Annotated in this window: 18 protein-coding genes; 12 read left to right on the forward strand and 6 right to left on the reverse strand. The window is 59.2% G+C overall.

Features of this window, described 5'->3' with window-relative positions; translation table 11 throughout:
• Positions 1-107: 107 nt before the first annotated feature.
• Positions 108-728, forward strand: coding sequence for a thiamine phosphate synthase (locus GS614_RS02635; RefSeq protein WP_171639410.1), 621 nt, complete (start codon positions 108-110; stop codon positions 726-728).
• Here GS614_RS02635 and GS614_RS02640 read toward each other — a convergent pair.
• The gene (locus GS614_RS02640; protein WP_171167912.1) at positions 725-1867 is read right to left on the reverse strand and encodes a HupE/UreJ family protein; all 1143 of its coding nucleotides are present in this window, start codon (positions 1865-1867) and stop codon (positions 725-727) included. The two genes, GS614_RS02635 and GS614_RS02640, sit on opposite strands and share 4 nt — an antisense overlap.
• A gap of 171 nt (positions 1868-2038) precedes the next feature.
• On the opposite strand from GS614_RS02640, the gene GS614_RS02645 reads away from it, so the two are divergent.
• From GS614_RS02645 to GS614_RS02655, 3 genes are all read left to right on the forward strand, one after another.
• The gene (locus GS614_RS02645) at positions 2039-2932 is read left to right on the forward strand and encodes a PfkB family carbohydrate kinase (protein WP_171725442.1); all 894 of its coding nucleotides are present in this window, start codon (positions 2039-2041) and stop codon (positions 2930-2932) included.
• Positions 2929-3840, forward strand: a complete 912-nt coding sequence (locus tag GS614_RS02650) for a pseudouridine-5'-phosphate glycosidase (protein WP_171725443.1) — start codon at positions 2929-2931, stop codon at positions 3838-3840. Before GS614_RS02645 ends, GS614_RS02650 begins: the two co-directional genes overlap by 4 nt.
• 64 nt (positions 3841-3904) lie before the next feature.
• Positions 3905-4582, forward strand: coding sequence for a DUF502 domain-containing protein (locus GS614_RS02655; protein ID WP_152458130.1), 678 nt, complete (start codon positions 3905-3907; stop codon positions 4580-4582).
• On the opposite strand, the gene GS614_RS02660 is transcribed toward GS614_RS02655, so the two are convergent.
• Both GS614_RS02660 and GS614_RS02665 read right to left on the reverse strand, forming a co-directional pair.
• Positions 4583-5608: a patatin-like phospholipase family protein gene (locus tag GS614_RS02660; RefSeq protein WP_171725444.1), complete on the reverse strand. Its 1026-nt coding sequence runs from the start codon at positions 5606-5608 to the stop codon at positions 4583-4585.
• A 64-nt stretch (positions 5609-5672) separates the two neighbouring features.
• Complete coding sequence (locus tag GS614_RS02665; protein WP_171725445.1) at positions 5673-6446, reverse strand: 3-hydroxybutyrate dehydrogenase; 774 nt, start codon at positions 6444-6446, stop codon at positions 5673-5675.
• Positions 6447-6744: 298 nt separating this feature from the next.
• Between GS614_RS02665 and GS614_RS02670 the strand changes: the two genes are divergently transcribed.
• Positions 6745-8562: an extracellular solute-binding protein gene (locus GS614_RS02670; protein ID WP_171725446.1), complete on the forward strand. Its 1818-nt coding sequence runs from the start codon at positions 6745-6747 to the stop codon at positions 8560-8562.
• A 558-nt stretch (positions 8563-9120) separates the two neighbouring features.
• Complete coding sequence (locus GS614_RS02675) at positions 9121-9360, forward strand: hypothetical protein (RefSeq protein ID WP_171167900.1); 240 nt, start codon at positions 9121-9123, stop codon at positions 9358-9360.
• On the opposite strand, the gene GS614_RS02680 is transcribed toward GS614_RS02675, so the two are convergent.
• A complete protein-coding gene (locus GS614_RS02680) occupies positions 9349-9972 on the reverse strand; it encodes a helix-turn-helix domain-containing protein (RefSeq protein ID WP_171167898.1) in 624 nt (207 codons plus the stop codon). The genes GS614_RS02675 and GS614_RS02680 overlap by 12 nt on opposite strands.
• Before the next feature lie 64 nt (positions 9973-10036).
• Between GS614_RS02680 and GS614_RS02685 the strand changes: the two genes are divergently transcribed.
• The 4 genes from GS614_RS02685 to GS614_RS02700 all read left to right on the forward strand — a co-directional run bounded on the left by GS614_RS02685 (position 10037) and on the right by GS614_RS02700 (position 15212).
• Complete coding sequence (locus GS614_RS02685; protein ID WP_171725447.1) at positions 10037-11554, forward strand: class I adenylate-forming enzyme family protein; 1518 nt, start codon at positions 10037-10039, stop codon at positions 11552-11554.
• Positions 11551-12210, forward strand: a complete 660-nt coding sequence (locus tag GS614_RS02690; RefSeq protein ID WP_171725448.1) for a DsbA family oxidoreductase — start codon at positions 11551-11553, stop codon at positions 12208-12210. The genes GS614_RS02685 and GS614_RS02690 overlap by 4 nt, the downstream gene beginning before the upstream one ends.
• A gap of 76 nt (positions 12211-12286) precedes the next feature.
• Positions 12287-13495 carry a multidrug effflux MFS transporter gene (locus GS614_RS02695; RefSeq protein WP_171725449.1) on the forward strand — a complete coding sequence of 403 codons (1209 nt, stop codon included), beginning with the start codon at positions 12287-12289 and terminating at the stop codon, positions 13493-13495.
• A 58-nt stretch (positions 13496-13553) separates the two neighbouring features.
• Entirely contained in the window at positions 13554-15212 is a 1659-nt protein-coding gene (locus tag GS614_RS02700; protein ID WP_171725450.1) for a tetratricopeptide repeat protein, read from the forward strand.
• Positions 15213-15352: 140 nt separating this feature from the next.
• Here GS614_RS02700 and mfd read toward each other — a convergent pair whose 3' ends face one another.
• Positions 15353-18811 (reverse strand): transcription-repair coupling factor, encoded by a 3459-nt coding sequence (gene mfd, locus GS614_RS02705; protein WP_171725451.1) that lies wholly within the window; start codon positions 18809-18811, stop codon positions 15353-15355.
• A 21-nt stretch (positions 18812-18832) separates the two neighbouring features.
• A complete protein-coding gene (locus GS614_RS02710; RefSeq protein ID WP_152458141.1) occupies positions 18833-19357 on the reverse strand; it encodes a component of SufBCD complex in 525 nt (174 codons plus the stop codon).
• Between the two features lie 120 nt (positions 19358-19477).
• Here GS614_RS02710 and hemB point away from each other — a divergent pair, with 120 nt between their 5' ends.
• Together hemB and GS614_RS02720 are read left to right on the forward strand one after the other, a co-directional pair.
• On the forward strand, positions 19478-20476 hold the full coding sequence (gene hemB, locus GS614_RS02715; RefSeq protein WP_171231541.1) for a porphobilinogen synthase: 999 nt from the start codon (positions 19478-19480) through the stop codon (positions 20474-20476).
• A gap of 142 nt (positions 20477-20618) precedes the next feature.
• Positions 20619-21194, forward strand: a complete 576-nt coding sequence (locus GS614_RS02720; RefSeq protein WP_152458143.1) for a YSC84-related protein — start codon at positions 20619-20621, stop codon at positions 21192-21194.
• The last annotated feature ends 159 nt before the right edge of the window (positions 21195-21353 follow it).

Here is a 21353-nt window from a genome sequence, read left to right on the forward strand (position 1 = left end):
GGGCAAGGCGCTGGGGCTGGAATTTGCATGGTCTCGGCCATAAAAGTTTGCTTCCCCGCCGCAATCCGCTAAACCGCGCCAAAGACCAAAAGCCGAAGGACGCGCCCATGGACACCCCCGAGCAGCCGCAGATTTACCTGATCACGCCTCCGACCATCGAGCTGAGCACGTTCCCCGCCAAACTGGCATCGGTTCTGGACGGGGCCGAGATCGCCTGCATCCGCCTGGCGCTGGCTGGCAACGACGAAGACAGCATCGCCCGTGCTGCTGATGCCTGCCGCGAGGTTGCCCACGCCCGCGACGTGGCCATCGTTATCTCGAACCACGTGCTACTGGCGCAACGTCTGGGGCTGGACGGGGTGCACCTGGATGACGGCGCACGTTCGGTCCGTGCCGCGCGTAAGGAGCTGGGCGCGGACGCGATCGTCGGAAGCTTCTGCGGCGCGTCCAGCCATGATGGCATGACGGCGGGCGAACATGGCGCGGATTATGTGGCCTTCGGCCCCGTAGGCACCGCCACGTTGGGCGACGGAACCCGCGCCGAAAAGGATCTGTTCCAATGGTGGTCCGAGATGATCGAAGTTCCGGTCGTGGCCGAAGGCGGCCTGACGCCCGAACTGATCGGCGATCTGGCCCCCTGCACCGATTTCTTCGGCATCGGGGACGAGATCTGGGGCGATGACGACCCGCTGGGTGCGCTGAACAGGCTGCTGGCGGCAATGTCTTAAGCCAGCAACCAGGGTTCAGCCATCCAATACACACCGATCCCGGCAATCAGCATCGAGGCCAGAACCGAAATCCGGCCTCGTTTTCTGTGTGACCCGCCTGCAACCAAAAGCGCGCAGGCAAAGGCCACAACAGCCACAAAGACGACAGGCAGTAGATTTCCGACGCCAAACCCCAAAACAGCCGGGGCCAGATGATCGGGCGGCACCCCGATCTTTGTCAAATCCGAAGCCAGCGCCAATCCGTAGACACAGCCTGCGGCAAGCACGGCCAGCAGGCGCCAGACCTGCAAGTGCCGGGCCACCAGGTTCCATAGCGCCAGAATGATGACCGAAGCCACCAAGGCCTGATCCTGCAAGCTTTCCGGCAGGTCCAACACGCCGTACATGTCCAACCCGAGCCCGACAAAAACCCCTGCTGCCAAAAACGCCACCTGAGACATCACAGGCCGCAGGCTCAGCGTCAGCATCACGAGTGTCAGAACAACGACGGTTGGCTTGAGGGGGCTTTGAACAAATCGGCTGATCCCCTTTGCCAAAAACGTCTGCAATGTCTGCTCGGTCGTCAACGACGCCCCGCCCTGCAACGGGATCAACGGGCTGATTTCTCCGGCCGTCAGAAACCCTGTATACGGGGCCACAACGTTTTGCTGCCGAAGCACGACCGACCCGCCGTGCAGCGGCCAGGTCAGGCGCAGGTTCGATGCCTGATCCGACAAATGAGCGGTCAACAACAATTTGGAAACACGCACTTTTTCCACATCCCCCACCACGGGAATACGCACACCTTCATAAGACAGGTCCAGGCGATCAGGTGCTTCGACAACAAGGTTCTGCTTCCAGACCTGAACGAAATTCCTGATCTGAAGTTCCAGTTCCGACGACACCAATCGTCGCAGAGATCGGTACTGTGAATTGCCGGAATAAGCGTCGGGTTGTGTCGGATCGGCACCGGCCAGCATAGCCTCGGCGTTCAGTTTCACCTCGAGAAACAGAGTGTCATCCTTGACCCAGAAATCAATGACCGTCGGCGGGGCCGTTTGCGCCTTTACGGATCCCGGATGCAAGGTCAGAAGAACGATAATACTCAGGGCGCAGGTATTGAGGGCTCGGAGGATGGCACGGAAGACAGGGCCATTCATACGAAACGCTCCAACAGGAAAACAAAATCACCAATCATTGCATTTGATTGTTCCCGCGAAGGCCTCGGATCGCAAGCCCAAAGGCGATTTCGGCCCAGGCCGGTCGGGAATCTCTTGTTGCGAAGACGTTCCGGCTTGCACGGGCAACACTGCTGCGGCATGACGTCCCCTATGACTCAGAACACCAATATCCTGTGCATCGGCTCGGTGCTGTGGGACGTGATCGGCCGATCGGCCAGCGCCATGCGACAGGGCTCGGACGTGCCGGGCCGGATCACCCGCCTGCCCGGCGGCGTTGCGATGAACATCGCCATGACACTGGTTCGGTTCGGCATGACGCCCACCCTGCTGACCGCCATTGGCCGTGATCCCGAAGGCGACGAGCTTGTCCATGCCTGTTCACGCCTCGGCATGGTGACGGATCACATCTATCGGTCGCAGGATTTGCCGACTGACCGCTACATGGCCGTCGAAGGTGCGAACGGGTTGATCGCGGCGATTGCCGACGCGCATTCGCTGGAGGCCGCAGGCGCAAAGATACTGCGCCCCTTGATGCACGGGCCTTTGGGCTATGAGAACGCACCGTTTGAGGGCCCGATCGCACTGGATGGCAATCTGACACTGGACCTGCTGGAAGAAATTGCCCAAAGCCCTGCTTTTGCCCGTGCTGATCTGCGCGTGGCCCCGGCCTCGCCCGGCAAGGCCGAACGTCTGCTGCCCTTCCTGAAACACGCCCGTGCCACGCTCTATGTGAACCTCGAAGAGGCTGGCATCCTGTGCCAGCGCGAATTCCCTGATTCCGAATCCGCCGCGAAAGGCCTTCTGGATCGCGGCGCGCTGCGCGTTCTGGTCACCGATGGCGGCAATTCGGCAACCATCGGCAGCTCGACAGAAGTCCTGACGCAAACACCCCCTGCCGTTCTGGTCACCCGCGTGACCGGTGCCGGGGATACTTTCATGGCGGCCCATATCGCCTCAGAATCCCGCGGTGCATCCAGTGACGAGGCTCTGGCCCGCGCCCTGCACGCCGCTGCAACCTACGTTTCCGGAGAAACCCCACTGTGATCGACATCCAATACTCAGCCGAAGTCCGCGCCGCCAAGGACGCGGGCCAGCCCATCGTTGCGCTGGAAAGCACCATCATCACCCACGGGATGCCCTATCCGCAGAACATCGAAGTCGCGGCCCAGGTCGAACAGGACATCCGCGATGCGGGTGCGGTTCCTGCAACCATGGCCGTGATCGAAGGCAAATTGCATGTGGGGCTTGAGCAGGATCAGCTACAATGGCTGGGTCAGGCCCAAGGCGTTGCCAAGATCTCGCGCGCGGACATGGCAGCGTGCATCTCGACCGGTGGCACCGGGGCCACCACCGTTGCGGCCACGATGATCGCCGCGCATTATGCCGGGATCGAGGTTTTTGCCACCGGCGGTATCGGCGGCGTACATCAGGGGGCCGAGACCACGTTCGACATCTCTGCCGATCTGCACGAGCTTGGGCATACGCCCGTGACCGTCGTCGCAGCCGGGGCGAAGGCCATCCTGGACCTCGCCAAAACGCTTGAGGTTCTGGAAACCCTGGGCGTGCCTGTGATCGCACATGGCCAGGACGAGTTTCCTGCGTTCTGGTCGGCAAAGTCGCCCTTAAACGCGCCCCTGCGCATGGACAGTGCCGATGCCATCGCCAAAGCCCACACGACCCGCCGCGCGCTGGGTCTGCCCGGCGGGCAGTTGGTGGCGAACCCGATTCCAGCCGCCGATCAAATCCCGGCCGAGGAATTGGCCCCCATCATCGCCGAAGCCCAGTCAGATGCAGATGCCCATCGCATCACCGGCAAAGCCGTGACCCCCTATCTGCTGCAACGTATCTTTGAAAAGACCGAAGGCCGGTCATTGGTCGCCAACATCGCCCTTGTTCGAAACAATGCGCGTTTGGCGGCCAAGATCGCGCAAGCGCTCGTCAAACAGAGGTGACGTTAACCTATTGTACCAAGGCCGTGGATTGACTACCTAAATCCGGAAACCATTCGGAACCGCAATGAATACACCCTTCGACGAAGAGCCTCACCGCCGCCCGGGCATGCTTTCACGGCTGCGCGCGTCCTTTTTGACGGGCATCGTGGTCATTGCGCCTGTCTGGTTGACGGTCTGGCTGATCTGGTCGGTGGTCGGCTGGATAGACAGCGCGGTCCTGCCGCTGGTGCCCCAACAGTTCCAGCCCGAACAATACGTGGGCATCAACCTGCGCGGTGTGGGTGTGGTGATCTTCCTGATCTTCACCGTTCTGGTCGGCTGGATCGCCAAGGGCATTCTGGGCCGTTCCCTGATCCACTTCGCCGAAAGCGTTGTTGATCGGATGCCCGTCGTGCGCTCGGTCTATTCCGGGATCAAGCAAATCTCGGAAACGGTGTTTGCCCAGACCGAGCGTTCTTTTGAAAAAGCCTGCCTGATCCAGTACCCGCGTCGCGGGATCTGGGCCATCGGCTTTGTCTCGACCAGCGCCAAGGGTGAGGTCAGCCAACGCGCCGAAACCGGAGGCGAGCTGTTGAGCGTGTTCGTACCCACAACACCTAACCCGACATCTGGGTTTCTGCTGTTCTTCCCCGCAGAAGACGTGATCCTGCTGGACATGAGCATCGAAGACGCCGCCAAACTGGTGATTTCGGCGGGGCTTGTATACCCGAATGGAAAAGACCCGACACAGCCGCCCGAGTGATCAGCTGAACATCGCAGGCAGATCAATTGTGCTGGTCTGACCCAAATCGTCCTTATGGTTGGCAAGAAAACCGTCTGCGGCGTTCCGTCCGGCCTGTTTCAACTTATGCAGAATGACCGGATTGGGCACGGTTTTGGTGGCAACAGACAGGCTGTTCATCAACTCGTTATCTGCAATCATGTGAACCAGCACGCGGCTCATCTCTCCGGCCGTCAGCTTGCCCTCTTTCAGCAACCGTTGGACAAAGCTGATCGCCCGCAACTCGCGAAACAGGGATGAGTTGAAGCTGATCTCGTTGATCCGGTTCTGAATTTGCTGCGGTGTGACCGGAACTTCGTCGCGCTCCAGCGGATTGATGTTCACGATCACCACGTCATCCGGCAAATCATCGTTGAACAGCGGATAGAGAGCCGGATTGCCGGTATACCCTCCGTCCCAATAGGCTTCGGTCCGGTTTGTCTTCGGATCGAAAATCTCAACCGCCTTGAACAGGGTCGGCAAACAGGCCGAGGCCAGGATGGCGTCGGTGCTGATTTCGTCGCCGGTAAAGACGCGGATCTTGCCGCTGCGTACGCAAGTGGCACACACAAACAGGCGCGGGCCTTCATCTGCGCACACCTCGTCGAAATTGAACCTGTCCACCACCGGCTTCAAAGGGTTGCTGTAGAACGGTCCGTACGCATAGGGCGACACCATCCGCGACCAGGCATCCCCAATCGAAAACGGCACCGAATATTCCATCGCCTGCGCAATGGCCGCCGGTTCAAGGCCGCGAAACCAGTTAGCAAAGCGCATGTCGCCAATAGCGCCCATGCGCGTCCACAACCCATCCAGGCGCGCCCGCGCGCCTTCGCGCCCGGAATGAACCATACCAGATTTGTAGGCCGCACCGTTCAGCGCCCCTGCGGAAGTTCCTGTGATGGCAGCGACCTCGATGTCTTCCTCGTCCAAAAGACGATCAAGCACACCCCAGGTGAACGCCCCATGCGCCCCACCTCCCTGCAAAGCCAGATTGATCCGCTTCATACCGCAACCCCTTCATCTTTTTCAAAATACTCCGGGGGTGTGGGGGCAGCGCCCCCACGAAACCTCAAAGCGCTGTCCAGCCACCATCGACGGAAATCGTGGTTCCGGTGATCTGAGCCGCCGCGTCCGAGCACAGAAAGACAGTCGTTCCACCCAGTTGCTCGACGGTGGCGAACTCCTTGGACGGTTGCCGTTCCAAAAGAATGTTCTTCACAACGTCCTCACGGCTCATGTTGTATTCTTTCATCGTATCGGGGATCTGCGACTCGACCAGCGGCGTCAGCACATATCCCGGGCAGATGGCGTTGCAGGTGATCGGCTCCTGCGCGGTTTCCAGCGCTACGGTCTTGGTCATTCCCACCACGCCGTGCTTGGCCGTAACATATGCCGCCTTGTAAGGGGATGCCGTCAGACCGTGGGCCGAGGCGATGTTCACCACCCGCCCCCAACCCGCCTTGCGCATCATCGGCAACGCAGCCGCTGTGGTGTGAAAGGCCGAGTTCATGTTGATTGCGATAATCGCGTCCCACTTTTCAACCGGGAACTTATCGATCGGTGAGACATGCTGAATCCCGGCATTGTTCACCAGAATGTCACAAGACCCCGCCTGTTCGATCAAGGATCGGCATTCCTCGCCCTTGGACATGTCGGCCTTGATGTAGCGGGCATTGGTTCCGGTCTCTTTCGCAATTTCGGCGGCCAGCGCGTGATCTTCATCGCGATCGGTAAAGGAATTCAAAACCACATCGGCACCGGCCCTGGCCAGCTCGCGCGCGACGCCGAGCCCGATGCCCGAATTTGATCCCGTGATGATTGCCGTTTTGCCGGACAGTCTCATGTCCATTCTCCCTCAAGCGTTGATCAGGCGCACCATGCCATGCTGCACCTGCAAAGAAAACGGGGAAACACTTCAATTTAGAATCCCGGCCTGAGACTTCGCGACGCACAAAAAAACGCCCGCACGAAGCGGGCGTTAAGTTATTGAGGCAGGTTTCATACAGGCAAGAAACCTATCGAGCAGTGCAACCTTTATAAGCAATTCTGCGCCTTGGTCCAAGCTAAAAGTTTGATAATAAGAAAAATCATCACTACGGTGAATACCAACAAAATAAGGCCAGAGCAGGATTGTTTCCAAAATGAGCCCGGATTTTCTCCGTCCGTTTCGATCACTTGTGGCGGGAATCGCCAGCATTTTCGTGATCTCTGTCGCCCATGCAGAATCGTCTCATGGCATAGCTATGTATGGGGACCCGGCCCTACCACCGGATTTTGTGTCACTCCCATACGCCAACCCGGATGCACCCAAAGGCGGCAAAGCCGTGTTCGGAAACACGGGCGGCTTTAACAGCCTGAACCCGTTTTTGCAAAAAGGCACCTCGCCATGGCAATTGCCTTTCTGGACCCATGAAAGCCTGATGGGACGGTCATGGGACGAACCTTTCACACTTTACGGGCTGTTAGCCGAATCAGTTGAGACCGATCCAGACCGGTCCTGGGTCGAATTCACCCTGCGGGAGGAGGCGCGGTTTTCCGACGGCAGTCCGGTCACGATCGATGATGTTATCTGGTCTTACGAAACGTTGGGCACGCAGGGGCATCTGCGCTATCGCGGTCTTTGGGGCAAGATCGACAGTATCGAACAAACCGGCCCGCGTTCGGTGCGGATCACGTTCAATGAACCCGACCGAGAGCTTGCGCTGCTGGCCGGGATGCGTCCGATCCTGCAAAAGGCGCAATGGGAGGGCAAGGATTTCGCGGATGCGCAACTTCATGATGTACCGATTGGAACCGGCCCCTATGTGATCGAAAGCTACGAAGCGGGACGCTTTGTGAATCTGCGACGCAATCCGGACTATTGGGGGAACGACATCCCGTTTCGCCGCGGCACCATGAACCTTGATGAGCTGCGGATCGAATTCTACGGCGACGGCAGCGTCTTGTTCGAAGCTTTCAAGGCCGGAGAGCTGTCAGCCGTGCGTGAATTCAACGCCGACAAATGGGACACGCAATACAACTTTCCCGCCGTGCAGCGCGGCGATGTCATCAAGACCGAAATTCCGCATGGAAAACCTTCGGGAATGACCGGGTTCGTGATGAACACAAGAAAGGCTCCGTTCGACGACTGGCGCGTGCGCGAAGCGCTGATGCTTGCGTTCAACTTCGAGTTCATCAACGACACGGTAACCGGTGGTGCGCAACCAAGGATCACGTCTTATTTCTCGGGGTCCGACCTTGCGATGCAGCCCGGCCCGGCCCAGGGGCAGGTAAAAGACCTGTTGCTTCCTTACGCTGACATCCTGTTGCCCGGCACGCTGGAAGGGTATGAACTGCCGAAAGGCGACGGATCGGCCCGGAACCGGGCAAACCTCCGCAAGGCCGCCGGACTATTGGCCGAGTCAGGCTGGACCGTTCAGGATGGCGTGCTGCGCAATGCAAATGGCGATCCCTTTCAGATGACTTTCCTGCTGCAACAGGGTGACAGCGAGATGGCAACCGTGGTCGAGATCTATTCCCGCGCGCTGGAACGTCTCGGCATCCGGGTCACGACGGAACAGGTCGACAATGCCCAATATGTCGGGCGCACGTCTGAACTGGACTTTGACGTCACGATGTTCCGCCGGGCGCTTTCCCTGTCTCCCGGCAATGAGCAGCGTCTTTATTGGGGCAGCGAAACTGCCGATGCGCCCGGCACTCGCAACCTGATGGGCGTATCTTCGCCCGCGGTTGATGCCATGATCGATGCCATGCTGGCCTCAAAAACCCGCGAGGACTTTACCGCGGCCACCCGCGCGCTGGACCGGGTATTGACGGCAGGCCGCTATGTCATCCCGATCTGGAGCTTCGACATCGGGCGCATTGCTCATGTCAAAGACCTTAAGCACCCGGAAATTCTGCCCATCTATGGCGACGGTCCGCAGTACATGCCCGAAGTCTGGTGGTACGACGCCCGGTAAAAAGGCGCAAACCCAAGACCAGGCGTTGTACATGTGAATTCGGCTGGTCTTTCCAATTGAAGTTTCCGAAAGACGGAAGCTTGAAGTTCCAGCTGTTTCATACAAACAGAGCTCAGGAAATTTCCACCAATCGGCAAATTTCAGCACATTGCCATCCCACACAAGATATCGTTTGGCCGCATTGGAAGCATCGTAATCAGGGTCCAACATCGTCACATGCAAGCGATCCGGAAAGAAACACCCACAAACAGTTTTACTTGTCTGGAAAATATGCATATATATTGCGCAGTTAAGCTTAATAACAAGCTGGCGATGACCCCGCCTCTCTGCCTGCCGGGACAATCTGGCGCTGCGGATTACAGAACAACCGGGCCCGCCACCACTCACACCAAATGTAGGCCCGTCGGCCCGTTGCGGAAACTTCGCAGCGGGCACTTTTCCCCTCAAGAAGGCAAGGTCCAGCGCTGCGACATTTTGTCATGTCTTACGTAACGGCACCCTATCCGTACTCTGAAGCGGGGGAGAGCAGTCCTAATCGTTGCTAAGGGAAGCTCATTGATGATGAACTGGACCGATCTTACAAACGACTGGAATGCGGCATGCGAACGCGCAAAGCGGCGTTTTCCGAACCTGCGTGACAAGGACATGATGCGCGTGTTGAAGGATCGAAAAGGGTTTGAAGCCTATTTGGCCGAACGTCACCAACTTACGATAAATGAGGCGCATGAAGAGGTCGAAGATTTCCTGTTCACCGAAGGGCTGAACCGGGAATTCAGCAGAACCGCTTTAGGCAAGTGATGTAACCCAAAGGATCGTCGCGTCTTCGTCACTGACGGAAATCACGTTGTGGCCCATGCTGCCATCGTAATACGCGCTGTCCCCTCTGCGCATCTCAACCGGCTCGTAAAACTCGGTGTAAAGCTTGACGACACCGGTCAGCACATACATGAATTCTTCGCCGTCATGGCGCACCCAGCCGTCAAATTCATCCATTGATCTTGCGCGGACCCGCGCACGATAGGGCAGCATCTGTTTCTTGGTCAGGGTTTCGGCTAGCAGCTCATGCTCATAGGTTGTGGTGGCATGAGCCGTGCCGTCGCCCACACGGGTGATCGCCATGCGTCCGATCACCTGATCGCGCTGGGGCGGCGTAAACAGTTGCGGAACAGAAATCTCCAGCCCGGTCGCAAGCTTCTTGAGCGCGTCGTAAGTCGGCGACATCTGCCCGTTTTCAATCTTGCTGAGGGTCGAGCGTGCCAATCCGGCCTGACTGGCGGCCTGTTCCAATGTCCATTCCCGCGCTTTGCGCAGCTCTCGCACACGTGCGCCAAGGTCCAGCGGCTCAACTTCGGTATGGTCGCCAGAGTCGCGGGCAATTCGGATCAGAGATTTGGGATCTTGAGTGCTCATGACCCTTCTATAGGCCCGGCCAGCCATGCTTGCAACGCGGCAGGCGGCGCGATAGCCAGAGGCCATGTTGTCAATCTTCGATCAGGGGTCGCCCACACCCTGCCCCACGCCATTCAATCTGGCGGCCCATGTTCTGGGCCGAGCCGATCACGCGCAGGATAAAGTGGCTTTGTCGATATTGAGCCCGAACGGCGCGCAGGACTGGACCTATCGCGATCTGAAAGCGGCTGTGCTGGGCACAGGCACGGGATTGCTGCGGGCCGGGTTGAAACCCGGTGATATCGCGCTGATGCGGCTGGGAAACACGGTGGATTTCCCGATTGCCTACCTGGGGGCAATTGCCGTGGGCATCGTGCCGGTTCCGACATCGTCACAACTGACGGAACCCGAAACCGCCAGGATGATCGACGAGCTTTCTCCGGCGGTGATTCTGCGTGATCCGGGCGTTGCCTGCGCCTCGCATTCCAAACAGATCGGGCTGGACGCACTGAAAGCGATGCGAAGCCTGCCCCCGGCAGAATTTGACATGGGCGATCCGGAACGTATGGCCTATGTCGTCTATACCTCTGGAACCTCGGGCAAGCCTCGTGCCGTGGCCCATGCCCACCGGGCAATCTGGGCGCGGCAGATGATGGTCGATGGCTGGTATGGTCTGCGCGAGACCGACCGGCTGTGCCACGCCGGAGCATTCAACTGGACCTATACGCTGGGCACCGGCCTGATGGATCCATGGACCATGGGCGCAACTGCCCTGATCCCCGCGCCCGGCACCGAAATCACGGCCCTGCCTGCCCTGCTGCGCCAGCATGGCGCAACGATCTTTGCAGCGGCCCCCGGGGTCTATCGCAAGATGGTGCAAGAGTGCGAACGAATGGAGCTGCCAGACCTGCGCCACGGCTTGTGCGCGGGCGAGAAACTGTCGCGCGCGCTGCACGAAAAATGGCGAAAGGCCACCGGCACCGAGTTGTTCGAAGCCTATGGCATGTCCGAATGCTCTACCTTCATTTCCTCCAGTCCGGATCATCCCGCGCGCAGCGACGCATTAGGGCAACCGCAACCGGGGCGTCGTGTGGCGATCCTTGGTCCGGACGGTCCGGTGCCGAAGGGGCAAGAAGGCACCATCGCCATTCACCGCACTGACCCCGGTTTGATGCTGACCTATCTCAACGCACCCGATGAGGTTGAAACGCGGATGCAGGGAGAGTGGTTTCTGACCGGCGACCAGGGCGCCATGGCTTTGGATGGTCAGATCAGCTATCTGGGCCGCGACGACGATATGATGAACGCGGGTGGCTATCGCGTGTCCCCGGTCGAGGTCGAAGCCGCCCTGTCCCGCTTTCCGGGCATCACTCAGGTCGGCGCCGCCGCGGTCGAGGTCAAACCGGACACATTTGTGATAGCGGCCTTCTATACCGGCCCGGAAAAGCTGGACGATGCGGCCTTGCGCACCTATGTCGAAGCCAACCTGGCGCGTTACAAACAACCACGCGCCTTCATCCATCTGCCCGCCCTGCCGACCGGCGGAAATGGCAAACTCCTGCGCCGGGCGCTGCCGGCCTATTTCGAGGCACCAACAAAATGACCCAGACCGTCAAGCTCGACATCCTGTCCGATCCGATCTGCCCGTGGTGCTATATCGGCAAGACTCAACTGGACAAGGCGCTGGCCAACGTACCCGACCACCCCTTTGTCATTGAATGGCATCCGTTCCAGTTGAATCCTGACATGCCGGATGCAGGAATGGATCGGCGCGAATATCTCGAGCGCAAGTTCGGCGGCAAGGACGGCGCTGTTCGCGCCTATGCGCCGGTGGTGGAACATGCCGAAAAGGCCGGTCTGAACATCAACTTCGAGGCCATGAAACGAACCCCCAACACGCTGGATGCGCATCGCCTGATCCATTGGGCTGGCATCGAAGGCAAGCAGAATGCCGTCGTCGACGCGCTGTTCGACGTCTATTTCGTGCAGGGTCGCGACATCGGCGACCACGAAGTCTTGGCCGATATCGCGGACAGCGCCGGAATGGACGCCGCCGTGGTCATGAAGCTGCTGAAATCAGACGCCGACCGCGAGGATATCCGCAGCCGCGATGCTCATTCCCGCAAAATGGGTGTGAGCTCGGTCCCAACCTTCATTGTCGCCAATCAACACGCAGTTCCCGGTGCCCAACCTCCTGAAATGTGGGAGAAAGTGATCGCTGAAATCATATCTCAACTTGAGGCTTCCCCTGCAGAATAGCACAGAGGTCTGTGCAAATTTCCAGTCTGGCCTATGCCGACCCGCCGTGATAGCGCGAACGGGTTAGGAGGTCTTCATGGCCAATCGCATGTCGAAGGCGGAATTCATTGCACTGATTGCAATGATGTTCGCCACCATAGCCTTTTCGATCGATTCAATGCTGCCTGCGCTGCCCGAGATCGGCGCGCAGCTCAGCCCCGATGACGTTAACCGTGCCCAACTGATCCTGACGTCATTTGTGTTGGGCATGGGGATCGGCACGTTTTTCACAGGCCCGCTTTCGGATGCGCTGGGACGCAAGCCGGTCATTTACGGCGGCGCGGCTTTGTACATTGCGGCGTCTGCTGTCGCATGGGCCAGTTCTTCACTGGAACTGGTCTTGATTGCACGTGTGGTTCAGGGCCTGGGCGCCGCAGGTCCGCGCGTGGTGGCCATGGCGATCATTCGCGACTTGTATTCAGGCCGCGAAATGGCGCGTATCATCTCAATCGCGATGATGATTTTCACACTGGTACCCGCAGCGGCACCGATGCTGGGCGCCGGTGTGATCGCTTTGTTCGGATGGCGCGGGATCTTTGTGTCTTTCATTCTGTTTGCGTTGATCATCATTTCCTGGATGGGCATTCGGTTGCTGGAATCTCTGGCCCGTGAAAACCGTCGTCCCTTCCGCATTCCGTTGATGTTCTCGGCCACGAAGGAAATGTTCTCGCATCCGACCGTGCGCCTTTCGATCATAGTTCAGACCCTGTGCATGGGGGTGCTGTTCACCATGCTGACAATGGTTCAGCCCGTTTATGACGTTATCCATGACCGCGCCGAAAGCTTTCCGTTCTGGTTCGGGTTCGTGGCGCTGATGTCCGGGTCTGCCAGTTTGCTGAACGCGGCACTAGTGGTGCGTGTGGGCATGCGCCGGATGGTGACATGGGCGCTGGGGGGGCAAATCGTGATTACCACCTTTGTCATGACCCTGAACGCCGCGCATCTTTCGCCAGACGCCTCATTCGCGCTGTTCGTGTTCTGGCAAACCATGGTGTTTTTCATGGCCGGCGTGACGCTGGGCAACCTGAACGCCATCGCGATGGAGCCGATGGGACATATTGCCGGAATGGCAGCCTCGGTCATCGGATCGATATCGACGGTGCTGGCCGCTGCCATCGCCGCCCCGATCGGGTTGTTGTTCGACGGTTCGATCGCGCCTTTGACCTTCGGCATCCTGAGCATGTGCATTCTGGCCTTCGGGCTTATGCTGCACATGGGCCGCGTTGAAGAACGTCTGCCAGCCTGATCTGTGCGACTCGTCAGAAACACGCTACCCTCGTCCTGAACCAAGCGGAGTGCTTCTGATGCGTGAATACTATGATCTGGGCAGCTATTCCTGTCCGGTAACGACCTCCGTTCCCGAGGCTCAGCTGTGGTTCGACCGCGGCCTAAACTGGACCTATGGGTACAATCACGAAGAAGCCGTGGTTTGTTTCCAGCGCGCAGCTCAACATGACCCCCAATGCGCCATGGCATATTGGGGCGTCGCCTACGCGGCGGGACCGAATTACAACCTGCCATGGGACTTGCAGGACGAGCGGGGACGCCGCAAGGCGCTGGCGCTGGCTAATGATGCCATGCAAAACGCCCTTCGATTGGCGGACGGCTGTACGCCCGTCGAGCAAGCTCTGATCCGAGCCCTCCCTGCGCGCTATCCGCAACGAGAGCCGGCAGAGGACATGCACCGGTGGGACCACGATTTTGCCGAAGCGATGCGCGCAGCCTTCGCCGCGCACCGCGATCATGCGGACCTGCGCACGGTCTACGTCGAGGCGCTTTTGAACCTGACGCCCTGGAAAATGTGGGACCTGCAAACAGGTCAACCGGCAGAAGGCGCTGCAACGCTTGAAGCGCAAGAGGCGTTGGAATGGGCCATGGCCAACGATCCGGCCGCCATGTCACATCCCGGCCTGCTGCACCTTTATGTTCACCTGATGGAGATGTCGCCCACGCCGGAAAAAGCTCTGAAAGCCGGTGATGTCCTGCGCACATTGGTGCCCGATGCGGGGCACCTGGTGCATATGCCGACGCATATCGACGTGCTGTGCGGCCACTACCACAACGTGGTGCATTGGAACGAAAAAGCCTCGGATGCGGATCTGAAGTATTACGAACGCGAAGGCGCGTTCAATATCTACACCGGCTACCGCCAACACAACTATCACTTCGCCATCTACGGCGCGCTGTTTCTGGGGCAGATCGAACCTGCCCTGCGCGCCAATCAGGGTTTGTGGGAAACGACGCCCGAAGAAATGCTTCGCATCGAAAGCCCCCCCATGGCGGATTACTTCGAAAGCTACATGTCCATGGGGCCGCACATCCTGATCCGCTTTGGCCGCTGGGAAGAGGCCAAAGCGCTGGAGCTACCCTCCGATCCGGATCTCTACCGCACCCTCACGGCCACGACCCACTACGCCCGCGCCATCGCACATGCCGCAACCGGTGATGGTGTCCATGCCGAAGCGGAAGAGAACCTGTTTCTCGCAGCCAGGGAATGCGTTCCGGAAACGCGCAGGCTGCACAACAATCGTGTGATTGACCTGCTGGAAATCGCGCGGGAGATGCTGCGCGGTGAGATCGAGTACCGAAAGGGCAATTTCGAGATCGCCTTTGCCCATCTGCGCCGCTCGGTCGAACTGGACGACACCCTGCCCTATGACGAGCCCTGGGGCTGGATGCAGCCCACCCGCCACGCGCTTGGCGCATTGCTGTTCGAACAAGGTCATGCGGCAGAAGCAGAGGCTGTCTATCGCGAAGATCTTGGCCTTGGCGGTTCGCTCAGCCGCGCTTCGATCCATCCCGACAACGTGTGGAGCCTGAAGGGGCTGTACGATTGCCTCAAAGCCCGCGGGGAAGATGTTGAAATCCTACAGGTCAAACAACGCCTGGATCTGGCTCTGGCCCGGGCAGATCGGGCGGTTGCGGCGTCCTGTTTCTGTGCGCAGGCTGCAATGCGTGAATAGGCGGGATCGCGCTGCCGCGCGATGCCTCCGGCGGGGATATTTTCAGCCAGATGAAGCTGGGATCCGTGACTTCATCTGACCGCAAATATCCCGGGGAAGATGCGCGGAACGCGCATCGGGGCAGAGCCCCAACTAGCCTATCAGCCAGCCTTGGTTTTCTTCTTTTCCGCGACCACCTTTTCAGCAAGGTCGCGGGCAATCGCAAAGGCCCCTTTGATCTTGTCGCTGTCTTTCTTCCAATCCCGGCGCACGACGATCTTGCTATCCTTGACCTTGGCCATGCCGCGCTGGTTCTGAATGAACTCGACCAACCCCTGAGGGGATGCGAACTTGTCATTGTGGAACTGGATCGTCGCGCCTTTCGGGCCTCCGTCCAGCTTGGCAATGCCCGCCCGTTTGCACATGGCCTTGATGCGCACGACCAGCATCAGAGTGTTGACCTCTTTCGGCAATTTGCCGAAACGGTCGATCAACTCTGCGGCAAAACCTTCCAGTTCCACCTTGGTCGACAGCGATGACAGGCGCCGATAGAGGCCCAGACGAACATCCAGATCGGGCACGTAATCCTCGGGAATCAGAACCGGCACGCCCAGATTGATCTGCGGGGCCCACTGGTCATCAGCATCCGACAGCCCCTCCATTTCACCCGCTTTGATCTTGGCGATCGCCTCTTCCAGCATGGACTGGTAGAGTTCATAGCCTACATCGCGCATCTGGCCAGATTGCTCTTCGCCCAGTAGATTGCCCGCGCCTCGGATGTCTAAATCCTGCGAGGCCAAAGTGAACCCGGCGCCCAACGTGTCCAGAGAGCCCAGAACCCGCAGGCGTTTCTCGGCAGTGGCGGTCAGCTTCTGCCGTGGTTTGGTGGTCAGGTAGGCATAGGCGCGGGTTTTGGATCGCCCCACCCGGCCCCGGATCTGGTAGAGCTGCGCAAGACCGAACATATCGGCGCGGTGCACGACCATCGTGTTCGCCGTTGGAATGTCCAAACCGCTTTCCACAATTGTCGTCGCCAGCAGCACATCATACTTACCGTCATAAAACGCGTTCATTCGGTCATCGAGTTCACCCGCCGCCATCTGGCCATGTGCAACCACATAGGTCAGTTCCGGCAGCTGGCTTTTCAGGAACTCCTCGATCTCGGGCAGGTCCGAGATGCGCGGAACCACGTAGAAACTTTGCCCGCCGCGATAGTGTTCGCGCAGCAGCGCCTCGCGGATCGTGACCGCGTCGAATTCGCTGACATAGGTTCTGATCGCCAAGCGGTCGATGGGCGGTGTGCCGATGATCGACAGATCGCGCACCCCGGTCAGCGACAATTGCAAGGTTCGCGGAATCGGGGTTGCGGTCAGAGTGAGAACATGGATGTCACTGCGCAGTTGCTTCAGCCGTTCCTTGTGTCCCACGCCGAAATGTTGTTCTTCGTCGATGACCAGTAGACCCAGATTGTGAAACCGTATGTTCTTGGCCAACAGCGCATGGGTCCCGATCACGATATCGACCGTGCCCTTGGCCAGCCCCTCACGTGTCTGCTGCGCCTCTTTGGCCGAGACGAAGCGCGACAATTGCCGCACTTCCAGAGGGAAGCCGCGAAACCGTTCCCTGAAGCTTGCCGCATGCTGTCGGGCAAGCAGTGTTGTCGGTGCCACGACCGCAACCTGCACGCCGGACATGGCGGCGACAAAGGCGGCGCGCATCGCCACCTCGGTCTTGCCAAAACCGACGTCGCCGCAGATCAGGCGATCCATGGGGGCACCAGAATGCATGTCTTCCATCACATCCGAGATGGCGCGCAACTGGTCATCGGTTTCCTGATAGGGGAAACGCGCGCTGAACTCCTCCCACGCGTGCGGCGGAGGGTCCATAACGGGGGCTTTACGCAAAGCACGTTCCGCCGCGATGCGGATCAGCTTGTCCGCCATCTCGCGAATGCGCTCTTTCAGCTTGGCCTTCTTGGCCTGCCAGGCGCCACCGCCGAGTCGATCCAAGAGCCCTTCGTCATGGCCGTATTTCGACAGCAGTTCGATGTTTTCGACCGGTAGGTACAACTTTGCCTGCTCGGCATATTCCAGCAGCAGGCATTCATGGGCGGCACCGGCGGCCGTGACGACCTCCATCCCCATGTATCGACCAATGCCGTGATCCACATGCACCACCAGATCACCGGGGCTGAGGGATTGGGTCTCGGTCAGGAAATTCTCGGCCTTGCGGCGCTTTTTGGGTTGGCGGATCAGCCTGTCGCCCAGAACATCCTGTTCGGCGATCACCGTCAGGTCGGGGGTCTCGAAACCATGTTCCAGCGCCCAGACGGCAAGGTGCAGGCCGCGCTTTCCGATGCGCGTTCCATTGGCAATGGGAATCGCCTCGGCCAGACCTTCATCCTCGATCAGGCCGGTCAGACGTTCGCGCGCACCTTCTGAATAGGACGCAATCAGCACCGGACCTTTGTCAAGCTTGGCGGTGATGTGGCTGGCCAGAGCACCGAACAGGCTGATGCTTTCCTGCTGACGTTCCGGAGCAAAGTTGCGCCCGATCCGCCCGCCCGCATCGATGACACCGGGACCCGAGGCCTGCGGCAAAGGACTGAACTGCATGACGCGCCGATCCGCAACAGCCGCCTCCCACGCGGCATCATCCAGATACAGCAGCCCCGGAGGTGTGGGTTTATAGACCGTATCCATGCGGGATCGGTTTTCCAGCGCCAGACGCCGGGTTTCGTATTGATCGGAAATCGTCTCCCATCGGGCCAGTCTGGCCGGCGTAACCTGATCATCGACGGTGATCGTGGCATCCGGCAGATAATCAAACAGTGTTTCAAGCTTCTCGTGGAAGAAGGGCAGCCAATGTTCGATACCCTGATGCTTGCGACCGGCGCTTACCGCTTCGTAGAGCGGATCATCCGTACCCGCGGCGCCGAATTCGATCCGATAGTTCTGGCGGAACCGCGTGATGGCCGCATCATCCAGAATGACCTCGGACACCGGCGCAAGTTCAACCACGTCCAGCTTTTCGGTCGTGCGCTGAGACACGGGATCAAAACGGCGCGCGCCGTCCAGTACGTCTCCGAACAGGTCCAGACGGACGGGGCCCGATTCACCCGGCGGGAAGATGTCGATGATACCGCCGCGAATGGCGTAATCGCCCGGCTCCATCACGGTGGGGCTTTGCGTGAAGCCCATGCGCACCAGGAAGTTGCGTAGCGCGGCCTCATCTATGCGCTGATCGACACGGGCGGTGAACGCCGCTTCGCGCAGCACGTCTCGCGCCGGGACGCGTTGGGTTGCCGCATTCAATGTCGTCAACAACACGAATTTCTGCGGCATCTGGTGAACCAGCGCCGCCAGCGTGGCAACGCGGGCCGCTGAAATGTCGGCATTGGGGGACACCCTGTCATAGGGCAGACAATCCCAGCCCGGAAACACGAAGACCGGCATGTCAGGGGCAAAGAAGGCCAGCGCCGCGCGCATCGCCTCCATCCGCTTGTCGTCACGTGCGACATGGGCCACCGGCCCGTTGCTGCGGGCGATTTCGTTCAGCACAAGCTGCGCGTCAAACCCTTCGGGGGCGCCGCCAACTGTCACGTGGTTCGGAGCCTTCATCGCCTCGCCTTTCAGATTTTGCTATCCCAGAACGCCAATCGAGATGTTCTGATACATGCCCCAGAACGAAGTGACCAGTATCGAGATCATGCCTATGATCTGGGTATAGAGCCGGCAGCGCGCAATGGTTTTCGAAACGGACTCGAGCGTCAGTTCCTGCCGCCGCAATCGTCGCGCGTGCACGATGTTCACCACCAGAACAAGCGTTAGTGGAAACAGAAGAAGGAACACGGCCTGCGCGAATTCGACGCCGTAATAGAACCCAAGCGTGGCCAGCCCGGTGAACAGAAAACACCCGAATGCCAACAGGATGGTGCCTGACATGTCGACGATCAACAAGATCCGGTTGGTGTGTATGCGAACGATGTCCAGAAGGTCGATCTCGACCTGCCCGCCAATGCGTCGGGCACGCACCACCAGATCGTAGGGAATGCCCATTACCCAGTGACTCGCCGAAGACCAGACAACCGCCAGCACGATCCAGAACCAGAGATTCGAAAAGCTGCGCATGTCGATGACTTCAAAGATCGAAGAGTACCAGTCCAAACCCAACCCTTTATTCAAACCACTCAGGGAGGATTGGCCACGCTGCCGCGTCCATTGATACCCTTGAGACCTTTGTGAATTCATGCCACCCAATGCACGAATGTTCAAGGAGAACGCGCCATGAAACCGACCATTGCCCCCTATCCCATGACCCGCTTTCGGCGTGCCCGTCAATCCCGGGCAATCCGCGGACTTGTGCGCGAGAACACCTTGACCACGGACGACCTGATCTGGCCCGTTTTCGTCCGCGACGGCGAAGGGGTTGAAGAACCTGTTCCCTCGATGCCGGGCGTGGTTCGCCGGTCGGTGGATCTGATTGCAAAAGCGGCCGTCGAAGCGCAAGCGCTTGGAATCCCGGCGATATGCATCTTTCCCTACACGGATTCCGCGCTCAAGACCGAAGACTGCGCCGAGGCCTGGAACCCCGACAACCTGTCGAACCGGGCGATCCGGGCGATCAAGGCGGCAGCCCCTGACATTGCGGTGATGACGGACGTGGCGCTGGACCCGTACAATATCAATGGTCATGACGGTTATGTCGTCGACGGTGAGATCGTGAATGATCAGACCATCGAAGCGTTGGTCAAGATGACCCTTGCCCAGGCCGATGCCGGTGCCGACATCATCGGACCGTCTGACATGATGGACGGCCGGATCGGGGAAATGCGCCGCGCATTGGAAGGTGCCGGGCATCACAACGTGATGATCCTCAGCTATGCCGCGAAATACGCCAGCGCTTTTTACGGCCCCTTCCGCGACGCCGTCGGCGCCTCGGGCGCGCTGACCGGTGACAAGAAAACCTATCAGATGGACCCGGCCAACTCGAACGAAGCCCTGCGCCTGATCGAACGCGATCTGACCGAAGGCGCGGACATGGTGATGATCAAACCCGGAATGCCCTATCTGGATATCTGCCGTCGTGTGAAAGACAGCTTTGGTGCGCCCACCTATGCCTATCAGGTTTCAGGAGAATACGCGATGATCCAGGCGGCCGCCCAGAATGGCTGGATCGACGGAGAAAAGGCGATGCTGGAAAGCCTGCTGGCCTTCAAGCGCGCTGGGTGCGACGGTATTCTGACCTATTTCTCGCCTCAGGTTGCCCGCATCCTGCAGGGCTAAAACCCCGAAGAGTCGCAACTTTTCGCCGACAAGCCCCCTTGAGCGGACAGCTTTCCCGTGACACAACGCCCTAATCGGCGTATCCTTGCCGGCAAGATCGGGATCACCCGACATATCAGGCACAGTTACAGAGAAAAAAACCATGAGCAGTTCCAACTCCCCCCGACTGAACCGTCGCGGCTTTGCCTTGGGCATGGCAGGCCTGTCCCTGACCGCCGCCTGCGGCAACGGCGTCGGCAATTCAAACTCGGCCATGATCGACGCCCGCGTCGATGCCACGCTGACCGAAATGTACAGCCGGTATCCCAACACCGTGGAAATCGCAAACAAAGCCAACGGCATGTTGGTTATGCCCCTGATCACCGACGCCGGATTGATCTTCTTTGGCGGTGCCTACGGCCAAGGCGCGCTGCGCATCAACGGCGCCACGGTCGATTACTATTCTGCAATTTCAGGAACCGCGGGTCTGCAAATCGGTGCGCAGCAATATGCGCACATCCTGTTCTTCATGACCGAAGATGCGCTGAACGATTTCCGCCGTTCCAGCGGATGGACAGCCGGTGCCGACATTGGATATGTGGTTGACGCAACTGGGAATTCCTTGTCCACGGACACGACAACACTGCGTTCGCCGGTGCTGGCGGTGGTCTTTGGCCAGGCCGGTCTAAAATTCGGCGCGACCGTCGAAGGTACGAAATACACCCGCATCATCCCATAACCCGGATTACCACTTCCCCCACACACGGCCCCGTCGCAGCACAACACTGCGGCGGGGCATTTGATTTCACCCCTTCCCGCGCAGGTTCTTGCCGCGTTCCTCTTTCGGTCGGACCGACCATCCTCTAGTCTCTGCGCAACATTCATCTGAACAATAATA

The organism is Ruegeria sp. HKCCD6604 (genome assembly GCF_013110635.1).
GTDB lineage: Bacteria > Pseudomonadota > Alphaproteobacteria > Rhodobacterales > Rhodobacteraceae > Ruegeria.